This is a genomic window from Acinetobacter sp. ANC 5045, assembly GCF_004331005.1.
GTDB lineage: Bacteria > Pseudomonadota > Gammaproteobacteria > Pseudomonadales > Moraxellaceae > Acinetobacter > Acinetobacter towneri.
Genome location: NZ_SJNS01000006.1, coordinates 30540 through 51880 on the forward strand (window position 1 = coordinate 30540; position 21341 = coordinate 51880).

The 21341-nt window shown below is 43.5% G+C and carries 17 protein-coding genes, 1 pseudogene and 1 riboswitch; of the genes and pseudogenes, 4 read left to right on the plus strand and 14 right to left on the minus strand.

From position 1 onward, the window contains the following. Positions 1–190: 190 nt before the first annotated feature. On the minus strand, positions 191–2134 hold the full coding sequence (acs, locus tag E0H79_RS06630; protein WP_131261198.1) for an acetate--CoA ligase: 1944 nt from the start codon (positions 2132–2134) through the stop codon (positions 191–193). A 469-nt stretch (positions 2135–2603) separates the two neighbouring features. Here acs and E0H79_RS06635 point away from each other — a divergent pair, with 469 nt between their 5' ends. Then, positions 2604–3590 (plus strand): mechanosensitive ion channel family protein, encoded by a 987-nt coding sequence (locus E0H79_RS06635; protein WP_131261199.1) that lies wholly within the window; start codon positions 2604–2606, stop codon positions 3588–3590. On the opposite strand, the gene E0H79_RS06640 is transcribed toward E0H79_RS06635, so the two are convergent. From E0H79_RS06640 to prfB, 5 genes are all read right to left on the minus strand, one after another. After that, entirely contained in the window at positions 3564–4277 is a 714-nt protein-coding gene (locus tag E0H79_RS06640) for a 16S rRNA (uracil(1498)-N(3))-methyltransferase (protein ID WP_131261200.1), read from the minus strand. The two genes, E0H79_RS06635 and E0H79_RS06640, sit on opposite strands and share 27 nt — an antisense overlap. Positions 4278–4279: 2 nt before the next feature. Next, positions 4280–5560, minus strand: coding sequence for a 3-deoxy-D-manno-octulosonic acid transferase (locus E0H79_RS06645; protein ID WP_131261201.1), 1281 nt, complete (start codon positions 5558–5560; stop codon positions 4280–4282). A gap of 84 nt (positions 5561–5644) precedes the next feature. Then, positions 5645–6724 carry an alkene reductase gene (locus E0H79_RS06650; RefSeq protein ID WP_131261202.1) on the minus strand — a complete coding sequence of 360 codons (1080 nt, stop codon included), beginning with the start codon at positions 6722–6724 and terminating at the stop codon, positions 5645–5647. 20 nt (positions 6725–6744) lie between these two features. After that, positions 6745–7044 carry an ArsR/SmtB family transcription factor gene (locus E0H79_RS06655; RefSeq protein ID WP_019837093.1) on the minus strand — a complete coding sequence of 100 codons (300 nt, stop codon included), beginning with the start codon at positions 7042–7044 and terminating at the stop codon, positions 6745–6747. 157 nt (positions 7045–7201) lie between these two features. Next, a protein-coding gene (prfB, locus tag E0H79_RS06660) for a peptide chain release factor 2 (protein WP_104852716.1) occupies positions 7202–8297 on the minus strand; the annotation gives its coding sequence in 2 pieces (ribosomal slippage) (positions 7202–8224 and positions 8226–8297; 1095 coding nt in all). A 572-nt stretch (positions 8298–8869) separates the two neighbouring features. Here prfB and E0H79_RS06665 point away from each other — a divergent pair. From E0H79_RS06665 to E0H79_RS06675, 3 genes and pseudogenes are all read left to right on the plus strand, one after another. Continuing rightward, positions 8870–9646: a putative porin gene (locus E0H79_RS06665; protein ID WP_004974263.1), complete on the plus strand. Its 777-nt coding sequence runs from the start codon at positions 8870–8872 to the stop codon at positions 9644–9646. 165 nt (positions 9647–9811) lie between these two features. Next, positions 9812–10774, plus strand: coding sequence for an IS30 family transposase (locus E0H79_RS06670; RefSeq protein WP_131261203.1), 963 nt, complete (start codon positions 9812–9814; stop codon positions 10772–10774). 1 nt (position 10775) lies between these two features. After that, positions 10776–11282, plus strand: a pseudogene (locus tag E0H79_RS06675) (putative porin); the annotation flags it as partial. A gap of 58 nt (positions 11283–11340) precedes the next feature. On the opposite strand, the gene recJ reads toward E0H79_RS06675, so the two are convergent. From recJ to E0H79_RS06715, 8 genes are all read right to left on the minus strand, one after another. Further along, positions 11341–13044 (minus strand): single-stranded-DNA-specific exonuclease RecJ, encoded by a 1704-nt coding sequence (gene recJ, locus E0H79_RS06680; RefSeq protein WP_131261205.1) that lies wholly within the window; start codon positions 13042–13044, stop codon positions 11341–11343. A 13-nt stretch (positions 13045–13057) separates the two neighbouring features. Next, on the minus strand, positions 13058–13714 hold the full coding sequence (gene pdxH, locus E0H79_RS06685; RefSeq protein ID WP_131261206.1) for a pyridoxamine 5'-phosphate oxidase: 657 nt from the start codon (positions 13712–13714) through the stop codon (positions 13058–13060). Positions 13715–13728: 14 nt separating this feature from the next. Further along, on the minus strand, positions 13729–15060 hold the full coding sequence (glmM, locus tag E0H79_RS06690) for a phosphoglucosamine mutase (RefSeq protein WP_131261207.1): 1332 nt from the start codon (positions 15058–15060) through the stop codon (positions 13729–13731). Positions 15061–15202: 142 nt separating this feature from the next. Next, positions 15203–16669 (minus strand): IMP dehydrogenase, encoded by a 1467-nt coding sequence (gene guaB, locus E0H79_RS06695; RefSeq protein WP_004974257.1) that lies wholly within the window; start codon positions 16667–16669, stop codon positions 15203–15205. A gap of 329 nt (positions 16670–16998) precedes the next feature. Next, the gene (locus E0H79_RS06700) at positions 16999–17364 is read right to left on the minus strand and encodes a YkgJ family cysteine cluster protein (protein WP_004974255.1); all 366 of its coding nucleotides are present in this window, start codon (positions 17362–17364) and stop codon (positions 16999–17001) included. A 107-nt stretch (positions 17365–17471) separates the two neighbouring features. Beyond that, on the minus strand, positions 17472–18269 hold the full coding sequence (locus E0H79_RS06705; RefSeq protein ID WP_004974253.1) for an MBL fold metallo-hydrolase: 798 nt from the start codon (positions 18267–18269) through the stop codon (positions 17472–17474). A 185-nt stretch (positions 18270–18454) separates the two neighbouring features. Next, positions 18455–19030: a TMEM165/GDT1 family protein gene (locus E0H79_RS06710; protein WP_004974251.1), complete on the minus strand. Its 576-nt coding sequence runs from the start codon at positions 19028–19030 to the stop codon at positions 18455–18457. A gap of 72 nt (positions 19031–19102) precedes the next feature. Beyond that, a riboswitch (yybP-ykoY riboswitch) is annotated at positions 19103–19262 on the minus strand. Positions 19263–19360: 98 nt separating this feature from the next. Further along, entirely contained in the window at positions 19361–21340 is a 1980-nt protein-coding gene (locus tag E0H79_RS06715; protein WP_131261208.1) for a 2-oxo acid dehydrogenase subunit E2, read from the minus strand. Between the last annotated feature and the right edge of the window lies 1 nt (position 21341).

Genomic DNA, 21341 nt, shown 5'->3' on the forward strand with positions numbered 1-21341 from the left:
CATTCCACATCATCTGTATGATGGTTATTTATTCTACAGTTATTTTTTAATCACCCAAGCAAATTACCAAGCAAGACGACACGAGTTGTCGCATAAAGTAAGATGATATAAACAATCACCTTACTTCATCGAAAAAAATAAAAAACAAACCTTATCTAACTTCTTTGTGTACAGTGACAGCAACCTTAACCTACCTCTCCCCATACACCGTTGCAATCAAATGCTCCACCACTTGCGGCTCAGCCAAAGTAGATGTATCTCCTAAACTATCCAATTCATTCGCTGCAATTTTCCGCAAAATACGGCGCATAATTTTACCTGAACGGGTTTTGGGTAAAGCAGGTGCCCAATGCAGCGCATCAGGCGTTGCCACAGGTCCCAAAATTTTGCGAACCCAATTGACTAATTCTTCACGCAACTCCTCTGACTCAGGTGTACCAACTTGCAAGGTTACAAAGGTGCAAATCCCCTGTCCTTTAATCTCATGGGGCATACCCACCACTGCCGCTTCAGCCACAGCTTCATGTGCCACCAAGGCACTTTCAATTTCTGCGGTACCTAAACGGTGCCCCGAAATATTCAAGACATCATCCACACGCCCTGTAATCCAGTAATAGCCATCTTCATCACGGCGTGCACCATCTCCTGTAAAATACGCACCCGGATAGGTCGAAAAATACGCTTCAATAAAACGTGCAGGGTCGCCCCAAATACCGCGCATTTGCCCTGGCCATGAATCTTTCATAATTAAATTGCCTTCGGTCGCGCCTTCCAGTTCATTACCTTCGGCATCGACAATTGCGGGTTGTACCCCAAATAAAGGGCGCGTCGCCGAACCGGGTTTCAGTGGCGTTGCACCTGGCAATGCTGAAATTAATATGCCCCCTGTTTCGGTTTGCCACCATGTATCTACAATTGGGCAACGTCCTTCACCTACCACGTTGTAATACCAGTTCCATGCTTCAGGATTAATCGGCTCACCGACTGAACCGAGTAAACGCAAACTGCTACGGTCACTCTCACGTACAAAACGATCTCCCTCTCGCATCATGGCGCGAATGGCAGTCGGCGCAGTATATAGAATGGTGATGTTGTGTTTATCGACAATATGCCCTGTGCGCGCCCAACTTGGATAGTTCGGCACCCCTTCAAACATCACGGTTGATGTACCATTCGACAATGGCCCGTATAAGACATAAGAATGCCCTGTAATCCAGCCTACATCTGCGGTACACCAAAACACATCATCTTGTTTCAGATCAAAGACTTCTCGAAACGTGCTGTTCACATAGGTCAAATAACCGCCTGTGGTATGCAAAACGCCTTTGGGTTTTCCTGTCGAACCCGAAGTATATAAAATGAATAATGGGTCTTCGGCATTCATCGGCTCGGGTGGGCAGATGTCATTGACCGACATAATTTCCATGTGATACCACACGTCGCGTTCAGGTAACATCTCAATCGGATTTCCTGTACGGTGCACCACAATCACATTTTGCACACAGTCGGTACCTGCTACTTTTAGAGCAGCATCAACATTGGCTTTTAAATAAATTGGCTTGCCACCACGCATGGCCGAGTCTGCAGTGACAATTAACTTGGCCTGACAGTCTTCAATTCGGCTAGCCAAAGCATCGGGAGAAAAACCACCAAAAACCACACAATGCACTGCACCAATCCGCGCGCAGGCTAGCATGGCAATCGCAGCTTCGGAAACCATTGGCATGTACAGCACCACCCGATCACCTTTTTGCACCCCGTTCTTTTTCAGCACGTTGGCAAAACGACAGGTTTCATCATGCAAAGAAGCAAAAGAAACCACTTTATGCCGAGATGGATGATCTCCTTCCCAAATAATTGCAGGTTTATGCGGATGTTCTTTTAAATGACGGTCTAAGCAATTGGCACTGACATTCAGTTGCCCATCGGCAAACCATTCAATTTTAAAATGCTCGGGGTCAAAGTTGGTATTTTTGACTTGAGTAAAAGGTTTAATCCAATCTAAGCGTTGGGCTTGCTCTGCCCAATAAGTATCAGGGTCATCTATAGATTGTTGATAGCGTTGAAAATATTCTGCCTCAGTGGTGCGGGCAGTCTTTTTAAATTCATCTGGAACAGGATATACGTCTTTCATCTGCTACTTCCTTGATGTTCTTGCATCTCTCACGAGATGTATGCCACGTTATTGATTATTATTTCTGCACATTTACAGTATGAACTTTCTTTTTTATGGCTCACCATTCGGCTTTAGTCGCATAAATTTTATACAAACAAGAGCATGCCAAATCGTTGATCGAATGCCATGTCCTTGCATTCATACTTTTCAGGTTTACATTCCACTGTACTGCGCATTGCATTATTTTTAAAGAAAATATCGTCCAATAATCGCGAGTATTAACATTTTTTTACGCAGCCAATCATCCATGCCAACGACCCTGTCTTACAGATAAAACCACATACAACTAGCATTTTAAGCGCCAAAAAATAGTACGCTCATCACTTCTCTCCAAGTTGTCTAAAATACTCGCAAGTAAGCATTGCTTCATTAACCAAATTGAGTTTTTCAGGCAAAATAGTCACTTCATTTTGAATTCGGAATTATCGTGGCAGAATCCAAACCCTCACTCAGTGAAGTTTCTGAAAACACCAGTCAGCTGTTGCAGGAAGCCACTGAAAAAACCACGCAAACCGTGATCAATCATACGGCCAAGTACAATGACGCCTACTCCACCATCGACAAAATTATGGAAGGATTTTGGGAACGTGTGCCGTATTTGATGATTGCAGCCGTGGTGCTGATTCTGTTTTGGCTGCTTGCCCGACTGTTTAAATGGTTTATTCGCAAGACCCTGAACAATCGTTCCTATACCCGACAAAATTTGGTTTTGGTGCTGAATCGGGTCGGTAGTTCCGCAATTATTTTCTTTGGTTTTCTGATTGCGATGGTGATTGCAATTCCGGGTTTTACCCCAAGCCAACTGATGAGTGCTTTGGGTCTAGGCTCTGTTGCAATTGGTTTTGCTTTTAAAGATATTTTCCAGAATTTATTATCGGGCGTGCTGATTTTGATTGGTGAGCCATTTAAAATTGGTGATGACATTATCGTAAATAATATGGAAGGTACGGTAGAAGATATTCAGATTCGTGCCACCTTCCTGCGCTCTCCCGATGGACGTCGCATCGTGATTCCAAATGCTACGGTGTATACCAGTGCCGTGACGGTCAATACGGCTTATACCCGTCGTCGTTGCGAGTTTGTGGTCGGTATTGGTTATGAAGATGACGTACAAAAAGCCAAAGATATTATTTTGGCCATTTTAGACCGTGACATAAAAATCTTGAGCCAACCTGCATTTAGCGTCAATGTCACTGCCTTGGCCGATTTTTCGATTAATTTAAATGTGCGTTGGTGGGTAAATACGACGGAAACCACCACTTCAGCATCCATCAGTGAAGTGCAAGAACGGGTAATTGCCGCTTTTGCCGAACATCACATTTCGATTCCTTATCCTGTGCAGGAAGTGAAAGTTTATCGTGGTGATGCAGCAGTCAATGAAGATGATTCAGCCCGCACTAAACAAACGCCCTAAAACATAAGCAATCACAGTTTCAGTACGAATAATACGGTTGCCCAAGTGCCGCGCTTGGCAGCCGTTTTTTTCGAGCAAATCAATTTCGTAGGGAATAAATCCACCTTCTGGGCCAATCACAATACTGCATGGATGTTGGATGGCATGTGGCATAGCTTGATCGGTATAAGGATGCGCCACATAAGCAGAACAATCGGCAGAAATCAAACCGGGCAAAACATCTTCCACAAAGGGTTTAAAGCGTTTATAAAGTTGGATCTCAGGTGCAATGGTATCGCCTGCTTGTTCCAAGCCCAAAGTTACATATTGATCGAGCTGCTGCAAAAATGGCGTTTGCCAATAGCTTTTATCAACCCGATAGCTGTGCAGTAAAATAATTTTTTCCACACCTAACGTCACGCTATCCATAATTAAACGACGCAATACTTTGGGGCGCGGCAAAGCCACAATCAGGGTCACAGGCAGTTTTTTTGGGACAGCTTCTTCATGCAGGGCTTTGACTTGAATTCGCTGCTCGCTGACTTCCACCACTTCGGTCAAATAACGCTTGCCACCACGAATCCCGACTTTCAAGGTGTCACCGACTTGCACACCAACATGCGTATGCAAATGCTGCACTTGCCGCTGGGTGCTAATAGACCACACTTCATTTGTGGTCTGTCGCGGGTCAAGCAAAACGATATTCATATTTAAAGATACTGATTAATCACGTGAATATGCTCAGTTAAAGAGCCACGATTTTTATACATAATCACTTGAGCATTTTGATTCAGCTGTGCACGTAACGCAGGTTCAAACAACAATTGCGTTAACGTATTTACAGCTTGTTCAGCATTTTCGACCACATACACGGCTTCTGCTGCAACAAACTCATCCACAATACTTTGGAAGTTAAAATAATTTTTGCCCAATACCGTGGCGACATTTAAGGCCAAAGGCTCTAAAATATTATGCCCACCGCCAGGTTCATTCAGCGAACCACCGACATAACAGGCCTGACTTAAGGCGTACCACAACCACATTTCACCCATGCTATCGGCTAAATACACTTGTGTTTCAGGTTGAATCGCTTCAGCCAAGCTACGGCGCTGCATATTAAGTTGCAGTTTTTGTACCTGCATAGCCACTTCATCAAAACGCTCTGGATGGCGCGGCACAACAATACATAACAGTTCAGGATGCTGTGCGAAATAAGGTTTCAGTGCAGTCAATAATTGCTGTTCTTCAGGCGCATGGGTACTGGCAAGGGTAATAATTTTGCGATGTACCAATTGCCATGTCTGTTGCAACTGCGCGGCTTGCTCTACAAAATCTTCTGGCGCAGTAATATCAAATTTAATATTACCCACCACGTTGGTACGCTCGGCAGGCATCCCCAATGCGATAAAACGCTGCTGTGTGGCAGAGTCTTGCGCCAAAAGTTGCTGCAAATTTTGCAACATGCCACGAGTCAATCCTTTAACTTTGGCATAGCCTTTGGCCGATTTTTCCGAAAGCCGCGCATTAATCAACAAACACGGGACTTGAAAATGCTGCGCCTGATCAATCAAATTAGGCCACAATTCTGTTTCGACCAGTGCCAATAATTTAGGCTGATATTTCTGATAAAACTCACGAATTAAATGCACCTGATCGGCAGGTAAATACACGGCTTGAAATAAATCTAAATACGGTGCTTTTAAAAATAATGATTTGGCGCGTGCCTGCCCCGTTTTGGTGGTATTGGTGACTAAAACGGGATGTCCCACTTTTAAATAATGTTCAATTAAAGGTTGTGCGGCATTAGTTTCCCCCACCGACACCACATGAAACCAAATGGCATGTAAATTTTTAGCAGGCTGAAATGGGCCAAAACGCTCAAGCAGTTCTTGTTGTAATTGCTCAGGATATTCGGCACGTTTACGAATACGTGACTGATAAATCGGTTTTAACAGCGCCAAGGCTGCGTTATACCAAAATGGAGTAGCCAAAAGATGCGCCCCAAAGAAAGATTATCGGCAAAATATAACAGAGCCACACGCGCATGTTAATTGCATGTGGCGCTATACTGGCTTTTATTCTACAGCGTGTTGTGTTTCCGCCAAAGTTGGATAATCGATATAGCCTTCTGCAACGGCTGTACCAATCATGTTTTCCAGCTTGAGTTCGTTTAAAGGTACATCTGCCAATAAACGCTCATACAAGTCTGGATTGGCAATATACGCCTTACCAAATGACACCGCATCGGCCTTGCCCGAAGCCAATAATTCCACGGCATCAGCACGACTTAAACGCATGTTCGCGATATATGGCACACCGCCTGAACGTACTTTCATTTCTTGGGAAATGCTGTCTTCGGCTAAATATTCGCGGGTAAAGAAAAAGGCGATTTTACGCTGCCCCAATTGCTGCATGACATAGCCAAAGGTTTCACGTGGATCATCATCTCCCATGTCGTGCTCATCGCCACGTGGTGCTAAATGCACACCGACTCGACCTGCGCCCCAGACTTCAATTAAGGCGTCCATCACTTCTAACAAGAAACGCGCACGATTTTCAACCGAACCACCGTATTCATCGTCACGTTGGTTGGTTTTGCTTTGCAGGAATTGATCAATCAAATAACCATTGGCTGCATGCAACTCTACCCCATCAAATCCTGCTTCTTTGGCACGGATGGCGGCTTGTTTATATTGCTCGGTAATGGTGTGGATTTCTGCAATTTCTAAGGCACGTGGCAACACATATTCACGTTTAGGACGCAACAAACTGACATAACCCGCTTGTTGTACCGCACTTGCCGATACTGGTGTTGCGCCATTGAGTAAATTTGGATGTGAAACACGACCTACATGCCACAGTTGCGCCACAATCAAACCACCTTTGGCATGCACGGCATCGGTAACGAGTTTCCAACCCTGCACTTGAGCATCGGTAAACAATCCTGGGGTATTTAAATAACCATTGGCTTCTTCAGAAATTACCGTTGCTTCTGAAAGAATCAAACCTGCACTGGCACGCTGTGCATAATATTCTGCCATCATTGGCGTTGGAACACGGTCATCGCTGGCGCGGCTACGGGTTAAAGGTGCCATCACCACACGGTTTTTTAGATGCAGATCACCCAAAACTAAAGGAGAGTCTAATTCAGCCATTTTTGCCTCTAATCTCACAGTTAAAGTGAGTGTTTTAAATATTCGACATATTGCTGAATGAGTGCTTCATTACGAGAAAAATACGACCATTGTCCATATTTTTCTGCACGAATAAGACCTGCCTGTTGCAGTACCGATAAATGATTTGACATGGTCGATTGCGACACGTTGCCCAAACGCTCAATGTGTCCTGCACATACGCCACGCTTAAAGTCGCCACACTCATCTACCGACAAAAATTGTTCTGGTGCTTTTAACCATTCTAAAATTTGCCGACGGGTAGGATTGGCTAAGGCTTTAAAGATTAAATCGACATCCATCATTCAGACACATATTCGTAAATATAAGCCCAATTCAGCAGCTGCTTTTAATATATCGTATTTTTTCGATATTAATATCGTTTTTTTACGATTTATATAATTTTTTAAGCAACTTCACTGAATTGGGCAGGCTCATTAGGATCTTACAGACCGTAACTTATAGACCCTGCTTTAAACTGGCTTCAATAAACTTGTCTAAATCACCATCTAAAACCGCACCTGTATTTGAAGTTTCCACGCCTGTACGCAAGTCTTTAATACGTGAATCATCCAATACATAAGAGCGAATTTGGCTGCCCCAACCAATATCAGACTTCGAGTCTTCTAAAGCTTGAGCCGCCTCATTACGTTTACTCATTTCCAGTTCATACAACTTAGCACGTAACTGTTTCCACGCATGGTCACGGTTGGCGTGTTGCGAACGCTGGTTCTGACATGCCACCACAATACCTGTAGGTGCGTGGGTTAAACGTACCGCAGAGTCAGTTTTGTTAATGTGCTGACCACCCGCACCTGAAGCACGGTAAGTATCGGTACGAACATCGGCAGGGTTAATATCAATTTCAATGTTGTCATCAACTTCTGGCGAAACAAACACCGCAGAGAATGACGTATGACGACGGTTACCTGAGTCAAATGGCGATTTACGCACTAAACGATGCACGCCCGATTCGGTACGCAACCAACCATACGCATATTCACCTTCAACGCGAATAGTCGCAGATTTAATCCCTGCTACATCACCATCCGACTCTTCCATCAATTCTGCTTTAAAGCCGTGACGTTCAATCCAACGCATATACATACGCAACAGCATCGATGCCCAGTCTTGTGCTTCTGTACCACCCGAACCTGCCTGAATTTCGACATAGCATGGGTTTGGATCCATTGGATTGCTGAACATACGGCGGAATTCTAATTTCGCCAGTTCTTCTTCTGCAGAAGTCAATTCAGACTGCACATCCACCAATAAATCTTCATCATCGGCTTCAACGGCTAAATCCAGCATGGCTTGGGCATCTTCTAACTGGGTCGCCAAACCTTCTAGAACATGAATCACGTTTTCAAGCTCGCCCTTTTCTTTGGCCATGGCTTGCGCACGACTTTGATCATTCCAGATTGCAGGATCTTCTAACTCGCGGAGAACCTCTTCTAAACGCTCTTTTTTCAGATCGTAGTCAAAGATACCCCCGTAGTGTTTGACCACGTTCGTTCAAGTCTTTTAATTGGTTTAGATAAGGATTAATTTCCACGTAAATTCTCTCAATTAACAATGAAGCTTATTAACTGATAATTGTAGCACAGACATGTTCTGGCATTTCTATCCTGCTGTAAATTCCAGCATAACTTTTCAGCTTTTATAAGTTGAATGCTAAATGTGGTTAAAAATAAAGATCGCTTTAAACTTTTAAAGTGAAAGCCTGATGATATCCAACCTAAAATAGCATGCACGATTAACACGGATATTTATCTTAATGGCCGATCTATCGCCCTGATTTTTTGCCTGACACATTCAGCTGAAAACATGCTTAAAAAGTGGTGTATGGTAATTGCTTCAACCCGCCAAAATAAAACAAAGATGAAACAAGTTTGATGATTTAATGATCAACTTTAGTAAAATTCACAAAATACACATAGTTTTAATAAAACAAAACATTTAATTATTTCATTTTTATTTCAATCACTTAAACTCAAAATATTACACAAATTTACGCTTGTAACAAAGCGGCAACTTTCCTGTGATTGACGCTGATTTTTTTTCGCCTAGACTGAAAGTTGTAACAAAAAGTTTAACTGTTAACCAGATTTCAGAGGGGTACTTTCCATGAAAAAATTAGCAATCGCATCAGCCCTACTTTCAGCTTTGGCTATCACTGGTACTGCGAACGCATATCAAGCTGAAATTGGTGCATCAGCAGGACTGATTGATCCAGACAACGGCAGTTCAAGCGGTTCATTCGGTGTAGATGGTACTTATTACTTTAACCCTGTACAAACCCGTAATGCACCTTTGGCAGAAGCAGCGTTCCTTGATCGTGCTAGCAACGTAAATGCCAAATACCAATATGACGAAGTTGGCGACAATGAAGCGCATACTTACGGCGTAGGTGCAGAGTACTTTGTACCGAATTCAGACTTTTACTTAAGTGGTAATGTGAGCGGTCATGACTTGAAAGACAATGATGACCTAAACAATGATTTAACCACCTATGGTGCAGAAGTTGGTTATTTACCAGCACCAGGCTTGTTAATCGCAGCAGGTCTTAAAGGTTGGGATAATGACCGTGATGATGGTGTAGACCCGACTTTACGTGCTAAATACGTAACTACACTTTCGAATGGTAAAGACATCAACCTTGAAGCAGGTGCTGCTTTTGGTGATCTCGATGAATACAATCTTGCTGCGGATTACTTCATTGATAAAACGCTAAGTGTAGGTGTCGATTATTACAGCAACGATATCAACGATAATGATGAGTTTGGTGTGAGTGCACGTAAATTCTTTACACCACAAGTCAGTTTGGAAGGTCGTGTAGGCTTTGGTGAAGTTGGTAATGCTGACTACAACCGCTTTGGTGTCGCTGCGAAATATCGCTTCTAAGCTTAAGTCTAATTCCTTACTCAAATAGCACCCTTCTTCGGAAGGGTGCTTTTTTACGCCCCGCAGATTCAAATCTCAAGTGCAACACATTTGTAGTTAGTTGAAAAAGTTAGGTGTATTCATAGAATCATTAGACTTTTTCAACCCGCAATTGGAAAGCACACAATGAAGAAATACACCCAACTTTCTCAAGATGAAAGATACGAAATTTATGCTACTTTGAAAAGTAAAAGTTCAATCGCTACCCTTGCTCGGGAGTTAGGACGTTCACGATCAACCATCTACCGTGAATTAAAAAGAAATACTGGGCAACGTGGATATAGAGCTCAACAGGCAGCTAAATTTGCAAGTCAAAGACGGTACCGTCCTTCATCATCAATGACAGCATTTGCCTTCGCTTATATTGATTATTTGATTGGTTTGGACTGGTCACCAGAACAAATTTCAGGTGCTTTAACACAACGCGGTTGGCTGGATGTACCTTCACATGAGTGGATTTACCAGTACATTTATCAAGATAAATCAAAAGGTGGTAAACTTCATCTACACTTAAGGCATCAGAAGAAATATCGAAAACGCGGTTACAAAAACACGGATCGTAGGGGGCAAATCATTGATAAAACAAGTATTCACTACCGAGACCAGGTCATTGATCAACGACAACGTTTAGGAGATTTCGAAGGTGACACGGTGATTGGTAAACATCATAAAGGTGCTTTATTGACTCTCGTTGATCGAAAGAGCCTGTATGTACATATTGTTCATTTAGGGTCAACGAGAGAATCCTCTAAAACGATTACTTGTGCATTAGATCGTTTACAAATGAGCCATGCTTATAGTGTGACATTTGATAATGGCAAAGAATTTTCCGAACACAAAAGAATTACTGATGCTGGCATAGAGACGTATTTTGCTGATCCTTACAAGTCTATTCAGCGAGCTAGAAATGAAAATACGAATGGTTTAATCCGGCAATATCTGCCAAAATCATCATCGTTTGATGACGTGTCAAACGAACAAATAGAGCAGATAGAATTTGCACTCAACCATCGTCCTAGAAAAACCCTAGGTTGGTATACACCGAGTGAAGTTATGTCTGGTTTTTATACTGTTGCACTTGCCGCTTGAATCCGCCAAATTAAACCGTTCTGAAATTACAATCGAAGATGATGAAGATTCGATCTCGGCAGACAACACAGGTTATGCACTGGAAGTGGGTTATTTACCAATCAATAGTTTGTTATTAGCAGCTGGTGTTGCAAAAGAAAATATTGACCCAATCCAAGCAAGCCAAATCGGTTTTATCAACAGCTTTACAAATATTTGGACTGCTGAAGATGATACTATTGCAACACTTCGCGCAAAATATGTCACTCAAATTGGTAACTATTATACTAATTTTGAAGGTGCAACCTATTTTGCAGATGAAACAGTATATCGTCTAGGTGCAGACCTTTATATCGACCCAACTTTAAGCGTTGGTGTTTCTTTTGCAGATTCAACAGAAGAAGATTTTGATACTATCTTTAATGTACGTGCACAAAAATTCTTTACCCCAGCATTTGCTGTAGGTGTGAATTACACGACAACTGATGGTGCGGACTCTTACGGCATCAATGGTACATTCCGCTTCTAATCCCTTACATTAAAAGCAAAAAAATCCGCTCAAATTTGAGCGGATTTTTTTATTTGGATTACTGCTCCAAATGCACAATCTGCAACTGCAAACTCACATTGCCATTAAACACATTGCGCTCTAACTCATAAACCAAACGCACATCATCCCGCATCGGGTTAAATTCAAATTTATCTTTAGCACCAAACGCAATCGCATCAACCACTTGTCCATTGTCCAATGCCAAACGCAATTTTAAATGAGCGTCCTTCAACCATCTAAAATCAACCACTTTAAACCGTCCCTCAAACACAGGCTGCGGAAACTTTTGTCCCCACGGCGCCAAATGCTGTAATAAATCTACCGTGTGTAAATCAAAAGCTTCTTGCGGCAATTCACCATCTGTCCATAGCACAGCATGAAATAAATCCGCATCCATTTGCGCAATGATCTGTTCAAAGACCTGTTTAAATTCTGCAAAGTGCACCTTTTTTATGGTCAAACCTGCCGCAGCCGCATGTCCACCAAAATGACTCACCAAATGTGGATATTGCTCTGCAACCAATTCAATGGTGTCACGTATGTGAATCCCCTCAATTGAACGGGCAGAGCCTTTAATATGCTCACCATCTTCATCGGCAGCAAATACAATCGCAGGGCGATGAAACTGTTCCTTTAAGCGTCCTGCAACAATTCCAATTACACCTTGGTGCCAATGTTCTTCAAACATGATCAAGGCATGCGGTAAATCGCTTTGATCTAACTGCAGCTTTTCCAACTCTGCCAGCGCATCCTGTTTAATTTGCCCTTCAACCTGACGGCGTTCCTGATTCAAAGCATTTAACTGACGCGCCAAAGCATAAGCACTTTGCATATCCGCTGCCAGTAAACACTCGATTCCAATGTCCATGGTTTCCATGCGCCCTGCAGCATTGATACGTGGCCCCAAGACAAAACCCAAATCCTGCGCTTTGAGCTGTGCGGGTTCACGTCCTGCCAAATCCAGCAATGCGCTAATCCCAGGACGACATAAATTCTGCTGTATCCGTTTCAAGCCTGCATCCACCAAAATACGGTTGTTATAATCCAGACTAGCGACATCGGCATAGGTGCCCAAAGCCACCAAATCTAAATATTGCGTTAAATTTGCAGCAGATTTACCCTGTTTTTTACGCTGACTGGATAAGTTGGCCAACACATAAAATGCCACGCCCACACCTGCCAAGGCTTTACTTGGGAAATCACAACCCAATTGATTCGGATTCACCACAGCCTCTGCATTTGGAGTGGCTTTTGTGGTGAGGTGGTGATCGGTAATGATGACCTGCATCCCCAAAGCTTGCGCACGCTCCACACCTTCATGACTGGAAATTCCGTTATCTACCGTAATTAATAAATCAGGTGCATAACGCTCAAAAGCCAAATCGGCAATGGCGGGGGTTAAGCCATAACCATATTTAAAACGGTCAGGTACTAAATACTGCACGTGTGCGCCCATTTCGCGCAATGCCAAAATCATAAGTGTGGTACTGGTCGCGCCATCGGCATCGTAATCGCCCACAATTACAATTTTTTTCTGCTGATCAATCGCCTGATCCATCAGCTGAATTGCTTCTGGTAGACCTTTCATGCTTGGAGCAAGCAAGTGCTTCAGTTTAAGTTCCAGCTCCTGCTCAGACGCAACGCCACGGCGCGCTAAAATTTGGGCAACAAATGTAGAGACGCCCTGAAAGTTTTCAGGGCGTGTAAGTAAAGGTCTTTGCTTTATTAGAATTTTTGACATAATTTCCAGTCATTTAAGGCATCAAGCGTTGTAGTTTCCAGTCACCTTCAATTTTTTCATAAGCTAAGCGGTCATGCAAACGGTTCGGACGGCCTTGCCAAAATTCGTAATAATCAGGCTGCAAGCGGTAGCCACCCCAAAATACGGGTTTTTGCAATTCAGATTGATCACCCACTTGGGCATGCAAGTCTTGGAAACGCGCCTGTAGTTCTTCACGACTGGCAATCACACCACTTTGCGGAGTGCTAATATGCGCAGCGATCTGATTATCACGCGGGCGTTTGTGATAATACGCAGTCGATTCTTGCTCATCAATTTTTTCGACATAGCCACTGACACGAATCTGACGTTCCAGTTCAGGCCAGTAAAATAACAATTCAGCATAAGGATTGGCCGCTAAATCCAACCCTTTTTGACTGTCATAATTGGTATAAAAGTCATAGCCTGCTTCGGTGGCTCCACGCAGCAACACAGTACGCACATGCGGACGACCTTGCGCATTGGCAGTCGCCAATGACATCGCATACGGTTCATGCAGCTTGGCTTCTAAGGCATGGTTAAACCAATTCAAAAACTGAATATGCGGATTGGCACTGACCTGTGCTTCTAGCAATTCACCTTTTTGGTAACTTAAACGCAGCTCACTTAAATCTTTAATTAAATCACTCACGATTTACCCCCCTTTTAGACGGCATGACGACGTACAGCATCTGCTAAATCTTTCGCCATTGCCTTCACTTCAGCCAAATCATCACCTTCCACCATGACACGAATCACAGGTTCAGTGCCCGATTTACGAATCAATAAGCGTCCACGACCTTTCAGCTGTTCCGTAGCACGGTCAAACTCTTCCACCAAGGCAGGAACGGTATACGGATCAAACATATTTGCTAAGCGCACGTTTTCCAGCACATTTGGCAACAGTTTAAAATCTGCCACCAATTCATGTAGGGCTTTATTTTGTTCGACCATCACCGTTAACACTTGCAAGGCAGCAATAATTGCATCACCTGTGGTGCTCTTGTCCAAAGTCAAAATATGCCCCGATGGCTCACCACCAATAACCCAGCCATTTTCTTCCAGACCTTGTAGCACGTAACGGTCACCGACATTGGCACGGAGTAATGGTACTTGGGCTTTTTCTAACGCCAATTCCAGCGCCATATTGCTCATTAACGTCCCAACAATACCTGCAGGTTTTTTCGAGCCTTGTGTGGCAAGAATATATAAAATGTGGTCACCATCAATTTGCTTGCCTTGACTATCCACCAAAATCACACGGTCTGCATCACCATCAAATGCAACACCCAAGTCCGCCTGATGCTCAAGCACTGCTTTTTGCAAACTTTCAGGATGGGTTGAGCCGCAATTTTCGTTGATGTTTAAACCATTTGGCTCATTGTGAATGGCAATCACTTTCGCACCTAATTCACGGAATACCGCAGGGCCAACATTGTAGGCAGCACCATTGGCGCAATCGACCACAATGGTGAGGTCATTTAAATCTAAATGATATGGAAAGGTCGATTTACAAAACTCGATGTAACGCCCATTGGCATCTTTAACACGAACGCTTTTACCCAAGTTGGCCGTATCATCAATTTTTAATTCTTGCTGCAATTCTTGGTTAATTTCTTCTTGCAAGGCATCTGGCAGCTTTTTCCCTTCGCCCGAGAAAAATTTAATCCCGTTATCAAAATACGGATTATGCGATGCTGAAATCACAATGCCTAAACTGGCATGCAAAGCGCGGGTTAAGTGCGCAATAGCGGGCGTCGGCAATGGGCCGAGCAAATGCACATAGACACCTGCGGCATTTAAACCCGCTTGTAATGCTGCTTCTAAAATATAGCCTGAAAGACGTGTATCTTTACCTAATACCACAATAGGTTTATTTTTTTTGGTGTGTTTTTTTAAAACTTTACCTGCTGCAAAACCTAGTTTTAATGCAAAATCAGGTGTAATTGGTAACTCTCCAAACTTCCCTCGAATGCCGTCTGTACCAAAATAACTCATATTGTTCTCACTTCTTAGGGGTGATCTTTATCATCACTTTTTTACTGCGAGTTACTTTACACCAAAAATGAAAAAGCCGTCACATTGATGACGGCTTTTATTTGAAAATGCTACTAAATATCAACCAACGCGATAGTTCATATTAACCAACGCGATAGTTCGGCGCTTCTTTAGTAATCGTCACATCATGCACGTGAGATTCCTGCATACCTGCTGCAGTAATCTTCACGAATTTAGCATTTTGGCGTAGATCTTCAATGGTTGAAGAACCTGTATAACCCATAGATGAACGTAAACCACCCATCATCTGATGCACGATGTTGCCCATTGGGCCTTTGTACGGTACACGACCTTCAATACCTTCTGGTACAAGTTTTTCTGCACCTGCTTTCGAGTCTTGGAAATAACGGTCTGCAGAACCTGTTGCACCCGCCATTGCACCCAATGAACCCATACCACGGTATGCTTTGTAGTAACGACCTTGGAAGAATTCAACTTCGCCCGGTGCTTCTTCAGTACCAGCAAGCAATGAACCCACCATAATGGTACTTGCACCTGCACCAATCGCTTTGGCCATATCACCAGAGAAGCGAATACCACCATCGGCAATTAATGGAATCTGTTCTTTCAATGCATTGGCAACAGCGTCAATTGCAGAGATTTGCGGCATACCAATACCTGCCACAATACGTGTGGTACAGATTGAACCTGGGCCAATCCCCACTTTCACTGCGTCTGCGCCTGCATCTAACAATGCCAAAGCAGCATCGCCAGTTGCAATGTTACCGCCAATTACTTGAACTTGTGGATAGTTAGCTTTTACCCAACGTACACGCTCAATTACGCCTGCAGAGTGACCGTGTGCAGTGTCAACCACAATCGCATCGACACCTGCTTCAACCAATGCTTCTACACGGCTTGGTGTTTCTGCGCCTGTACCCACTGCAGCACCCACGCGTAAACGACCTAAGTCATCTTTACAGCTGTTTGGATACAATTCTGCTTTACGGAAATCAGTGACCGTAATTAAGCCTTTTAATTCCTGCTGGTCATTCACCACCAAGACTTTTTCAATACGATGCTGTTGCAATAAAGCTTGAATGTTTTCTTTAGATTCGTCTTCGCGTACTGTCACTAAACGATCTTGACCTGTCATGATATTGCTGACAGGTTGTTCAAGGTTGGTTTCAAAACGTGTATCACGTCCTGTCACAATACCGACAACTTTGCCATCTTTTACTACAGGTACACCGCTAATATTATTGGCTTGAGTCAGCGCAATCAATTCACGTACTGTAGTTTCTGGCGTTACGGTAATCGGGTCTTTCACCATACCCGCTTCAAATTTTTTCACACGGCGCACTTCGGCTGCTTGCGCAACGATGTCCATGTTTTTATGCAAAATACCAATACCACCGTTTTGCGCCATCGCAATTGCCATACGAGATTCAGTCACCGTATCCATTGCTGCTGAAACCAAAGGAATATTCAGGTCAATGCCGCGCGTAAAACGTGTCTTTAAGGAGACATCTTTTGGGAGAACAGTAGAATAGGCAGGGAGTAATAAGACATCATCGAAGGTTAACGCTTCTTGAACGATGGTCAGCATAACAGTCTCACTGGTAATTTCCGTGAGCCATTATAAACAAATCTGGGCACAAATTTCATTTGTTCTCTAAGAAATATTTTTTATTCTGCCCTTCTGGGGGATGCAGCATGAAAAAATCGGTAATTTTCATCTAAAAATTGAGGTTTTCACTCCTAGTTTGCTTTTTAGCCACGCAAGTTTAAAACTTGCGAGGTTTCATTTTTCAGGCAGATAAAGCCGCTTCAATCTGAATCATGATTTGGCTATCTACCCAAAATTGAGCCACAAAAAAAGCAAAGCCGCAGCTTTGCTTTTCCAATCTGGATTGCGATCAACAACTTAAAGCACCATTAAACCACTTGATCGAAGTCATCATCATTCACAGAAATGGCTGGATCGACTTGCACAAATGGAATCATGTTATGCGCACGACGTGCTTTATTGCATTGATCATCGGCAATTTGCACTTCTTTACAAGAGCTGCTGCGTAATTCATAAATCCCGCAGCTCACTTGCTGTCCGACTTCACCTTCTAAAGCGACACAACGCGGCTGACTCTGATTGGTACCACACATGCATGAATAGACTGCTGTTACTGGTTCCGTGTAGTGCTCAGGCATATTCATGCCTTCAGCCCAATAAAATGAAACACGGAAATAAGCGCAACACGCGCCGCAGCTTAAGCAGGCATCGGCTGTAGGTACTTGAGACAACATTCGTTAAGTTCTCGTCATCAAAAAAATCGTTTTTGGGCGAAAATCTTAAAAAAAGTTGTTTTTGCACTCAAGTTTTTTTTACAGTTTTTTCAGCTTTTTTTTGTCGCTTATTCAGGGCAGCTAAAAACGTGTTCATCCATCAAATCGACGCCACATTCCAATGTTTCAATCCAGTCTAGGAATTGGTTCACCTGTTCTTTGCCCACAAATGGCGTACCGTGTTGCGGCACAATCATTTCAACGTCCATGGTGCGTACCATATTCACCCATAGGCGAATCACTTTATTGGAACACATATAGCGCTGATGGAAACCTTTCATCGCAGGAATATGCGCAGCAAAATCAGTCAATGGAATTGAAGCATCTTCCACCATTGACGCACCCATATCACCAGAAAATAAAATTTTGGCGATAGGATCATAAAACTGGAAATTACCAACAGAGTGTAAGAAATGCGCAGGCACAGCAATAATTTTAGACTCGCCCAAAGGAATTGCCTGACCTTCATCTGGCAGTTCCACCAAACGATCTAACCAGTTGCCTTTCATACGGTCGCTCATAAAAGATGAGCTTAAGTGCGGCAAGAAACGCGCCCACAATTTTGATGCTACGATTTTTGCTTCGGTATAGACCAACCAACGCGGCATTGAAGTGATGATGTCTGGGTCTTGGTGCGATGCCATGACATAGTCAAGATTGGTCAAACGGGTATATTTGTTTAATTCCATGGTCAGTGGTACATAGGTCAGGTCGCCACCTGGGTCTAGCACTGCGGCACGGTTATTATCAATGATCAGAAATTGGTTGGCCTGAACACCTTCACCTTTGACCAAACTGGTAAAACTAATACATTTATGTGTCCCATTATCAAATAAGACCTGCGATGTTGTACGGTCAAATGCCATAACCAATCCCCAATTTTTTCATTTTAAAAATAGATTTTCTATCACTGAATAACATATAGCTATTTATGGAAAGTTACAATAAATAAAATGGCTCAGATTATCTGAAATATCAGTGAATTGCAGTACCATTCACATAAATAAATCCCGAGCAGTTTGCTCAGGATTTATGCATTTTAATGAATAATTTAGAATAAATAATGTTGCGCCAAAGTCGACACACCAATAATTAGGAAAATCAGTGCACCAATTTTATGAATTAAAGCAATTGGCAATCGGGTCGCTAATTTATTACCAATAAATACCGCAGGTGCATTGGCCAGCATCATCCCCAAAGTGGTTCCAAGCATGACCCAAAACACGCTGTCATAACGTGCGGCTAAAGCCACTGTGGCAATTTGAGTTTTATCGCCAATTTCTGCCAAAAAGAACAATACAAAGGTCGCGCCAAATACACCGTATTTTTGCCACTTGTTGATGCTTTCAGTTTCATCATCTAGCTGGTCTGGAATAAGCATCCAAATCGCCATGCCAATAAAACCTAAAGACAAAATCCACAATAAAATTTCTGGGCTAAGTACCGTGGTAATCCACTGCCCTAAAACTGCAGAAAGTCCGTGGTTAATGAGTGTTGCCAGTAAAATAGCAACCAAGATTGGAGCAGGTTTACGAAAACGTGCCGCGAGTAATAAAGCCAATAGTTGGGTTTTATCACCCATTTCGGCTAAGGCGACAATGGCAGTCGAGATGAGGAATTCATACATGATGTTTTTCTCTGGCTAGCACACATACCAATGACCTATCCCTCCTGCTAGCCAAAATCTGCAGAGTGATAAATCAAAGGTCTTGCCAACAAAAGAAAGCTTGAAAAAGCAGACTTGGTTCTTTGCTATGATGACCATGTTCTGTGGAACAAATATGTTGACCATCACCTTTTTACTGCATTCAGTTGAAACAGAAATTAGTAAAAAGCGGCTACTCCCCAATGAAGTACAGCTATTCTAAACGGAATACTGCGGTTAAGCAAATTTAGCCGAATAACGGCAGTGACAAAAAACCCTGCCGCAGCAGGGTTTTATAAAGCTTTTCTGAGTTTAGAGCAGCAAGCTACGAATATCTGCCAACAATTGCGTCAGTTTATGGGTAAAACGTGCTGCATCTGCGCCATTAATCACCCGATGGTCATACGACAATGACAACGGCAACATCAAGCGCGGATCAAAACCTTCACCATTCCAGACAGGCTGCATGGTCGCTGGTGAAATACCCAAAATCGCAACCTGTGGCCAGTTCACTAACGGCGTAAATGCCGTACCACCAATCGAACCTAAACTGGTGATGGTAAAGTTTGCACCTTGTAAATCTTTAGGCGACAACTTTTTATCACGCGCTTTTTGACTCAACTCACCCAGTTCAATCGCAATTTGTTTAATCGATTTCTGATCTGGATTACGTAGTACAGGCACGGTTAAACCATCGGGGGTTGCCACCGCAATGCCCATGTGGATTTCTTTACGCAGCAGCACAGACTTTTGATCGTCTGCCAGATGCGCAGCGAAATATGGCTCATCTTTCAGCAAATGCGCTACTGCTTTGGCAATGAACGCCAAAATGGTCAAGCTAACACCTTCTTTTTTGAAGTTAGCTTTCAATTCACTGCGCCACGCTTCTAGCTCAGTAATATCGGCCAAATCAAATTGCGTGACTTGTGGGATGTAATTGTTCAGGGACAATTGCGGAATTGACACTTGTTGTAAGCGCGTCAAACCTTTTTCTTCCACGCCACCAAATGCAGTAAAGTCAGGCAGCTTTGGCAAACCTGTAACTTGCTGTGTTGTAGCAGCGACAGGAGCCGTCTGCGGCGCAGTAAGACGCGCTTTAACATAAGCCTTCAAGTCTTCTTTGAGTACACGTGCATGTGGGCCAGTGGCGTTTACATCGGCTAAAACGACACCCAACTCACGTGCCAGTTTACGCACAGCAGGGCCTGCATACACTTTTGCATTGGCTTCATGTTGCGCCTTGCTCAATTTATCTACATTCGTATGCGCACTTGCTGCAACTGTCGTGGTTTGTGCTGTAGATGCAGCACTGACTGCTGGCGATGCACTTGGTGCAGAGGCAACTTGCGCTGCCGCAACTGCTGCTGGTGCAGCTGCGCCTGCAGTTACTATCGTCACTAAGGCATTGCCCTGCGCAACACTTTGTCCTAATTCTACATGAATCGCTTGAATCACGCCTGCAGTAGTACTTGGCACTTCTACCGTAGCCTTGTCTGATTCCACCACAATCAAACTTTGGTCAGCGGCAACTGTATCACCTACTTGTACCAAAATTTCTGCCACTGTGGCTTTATCGACCCCTAAATCAGGCACTGCGACTTCAACCTGTGCTGATGCTGTTGTTTGTGGTGCAGATGCAGTTGCTGCGCTCGCTGTTGCAGCAGCCGCTTCTGCTGATGCCACTTGAGGTGTTTCCACCTGTGTGACTGCAGCAGCGGCGGTTTTCACTTTCAGAATCACCACACCTTCTTTTACGGTATCACCCGTATTGATTTGGATAGCGGTAACTGTACCCGACACCGTACTTGGCACTTCTACTGTAGCTTTGTCCGACTCCACCACAATAATGCTTTGATCCACATCAATCGCATCGCCCACTTGTACTAAAATTTCCCCAACAACGGCTTTTTCCACGCCAATGTCAGGTACTTGTACATCTACTTCTTGCGCAGTGTTTGATGTCGCTGAGCTTGGTGCTGCAGCGACCACTGGTTCAGCATCTTGCTTCGGTGCCGCGTCCACTTGGGCTTGCGGTGCAGCAACTTCTGTAGCAGCTGCCGTTTGAGCTTCAGTTTCCAATTCAATCAGCACCGCACCTTCAGTCACTTCATCGCCTTGTTGTACCAAAATACTTTTCACCACCCCTGCAACGGTGCTGGGTACTTCAACAGAGGCTTTGTCTGATTCCAATAGGACAATGCTGTCATCAACTGCAATCGTGTCGCCAACTTTGACAAGAATATCTGCAACAGTGGCTTTATCGACACCAATATCAGGCGTTTGAATTTGCATG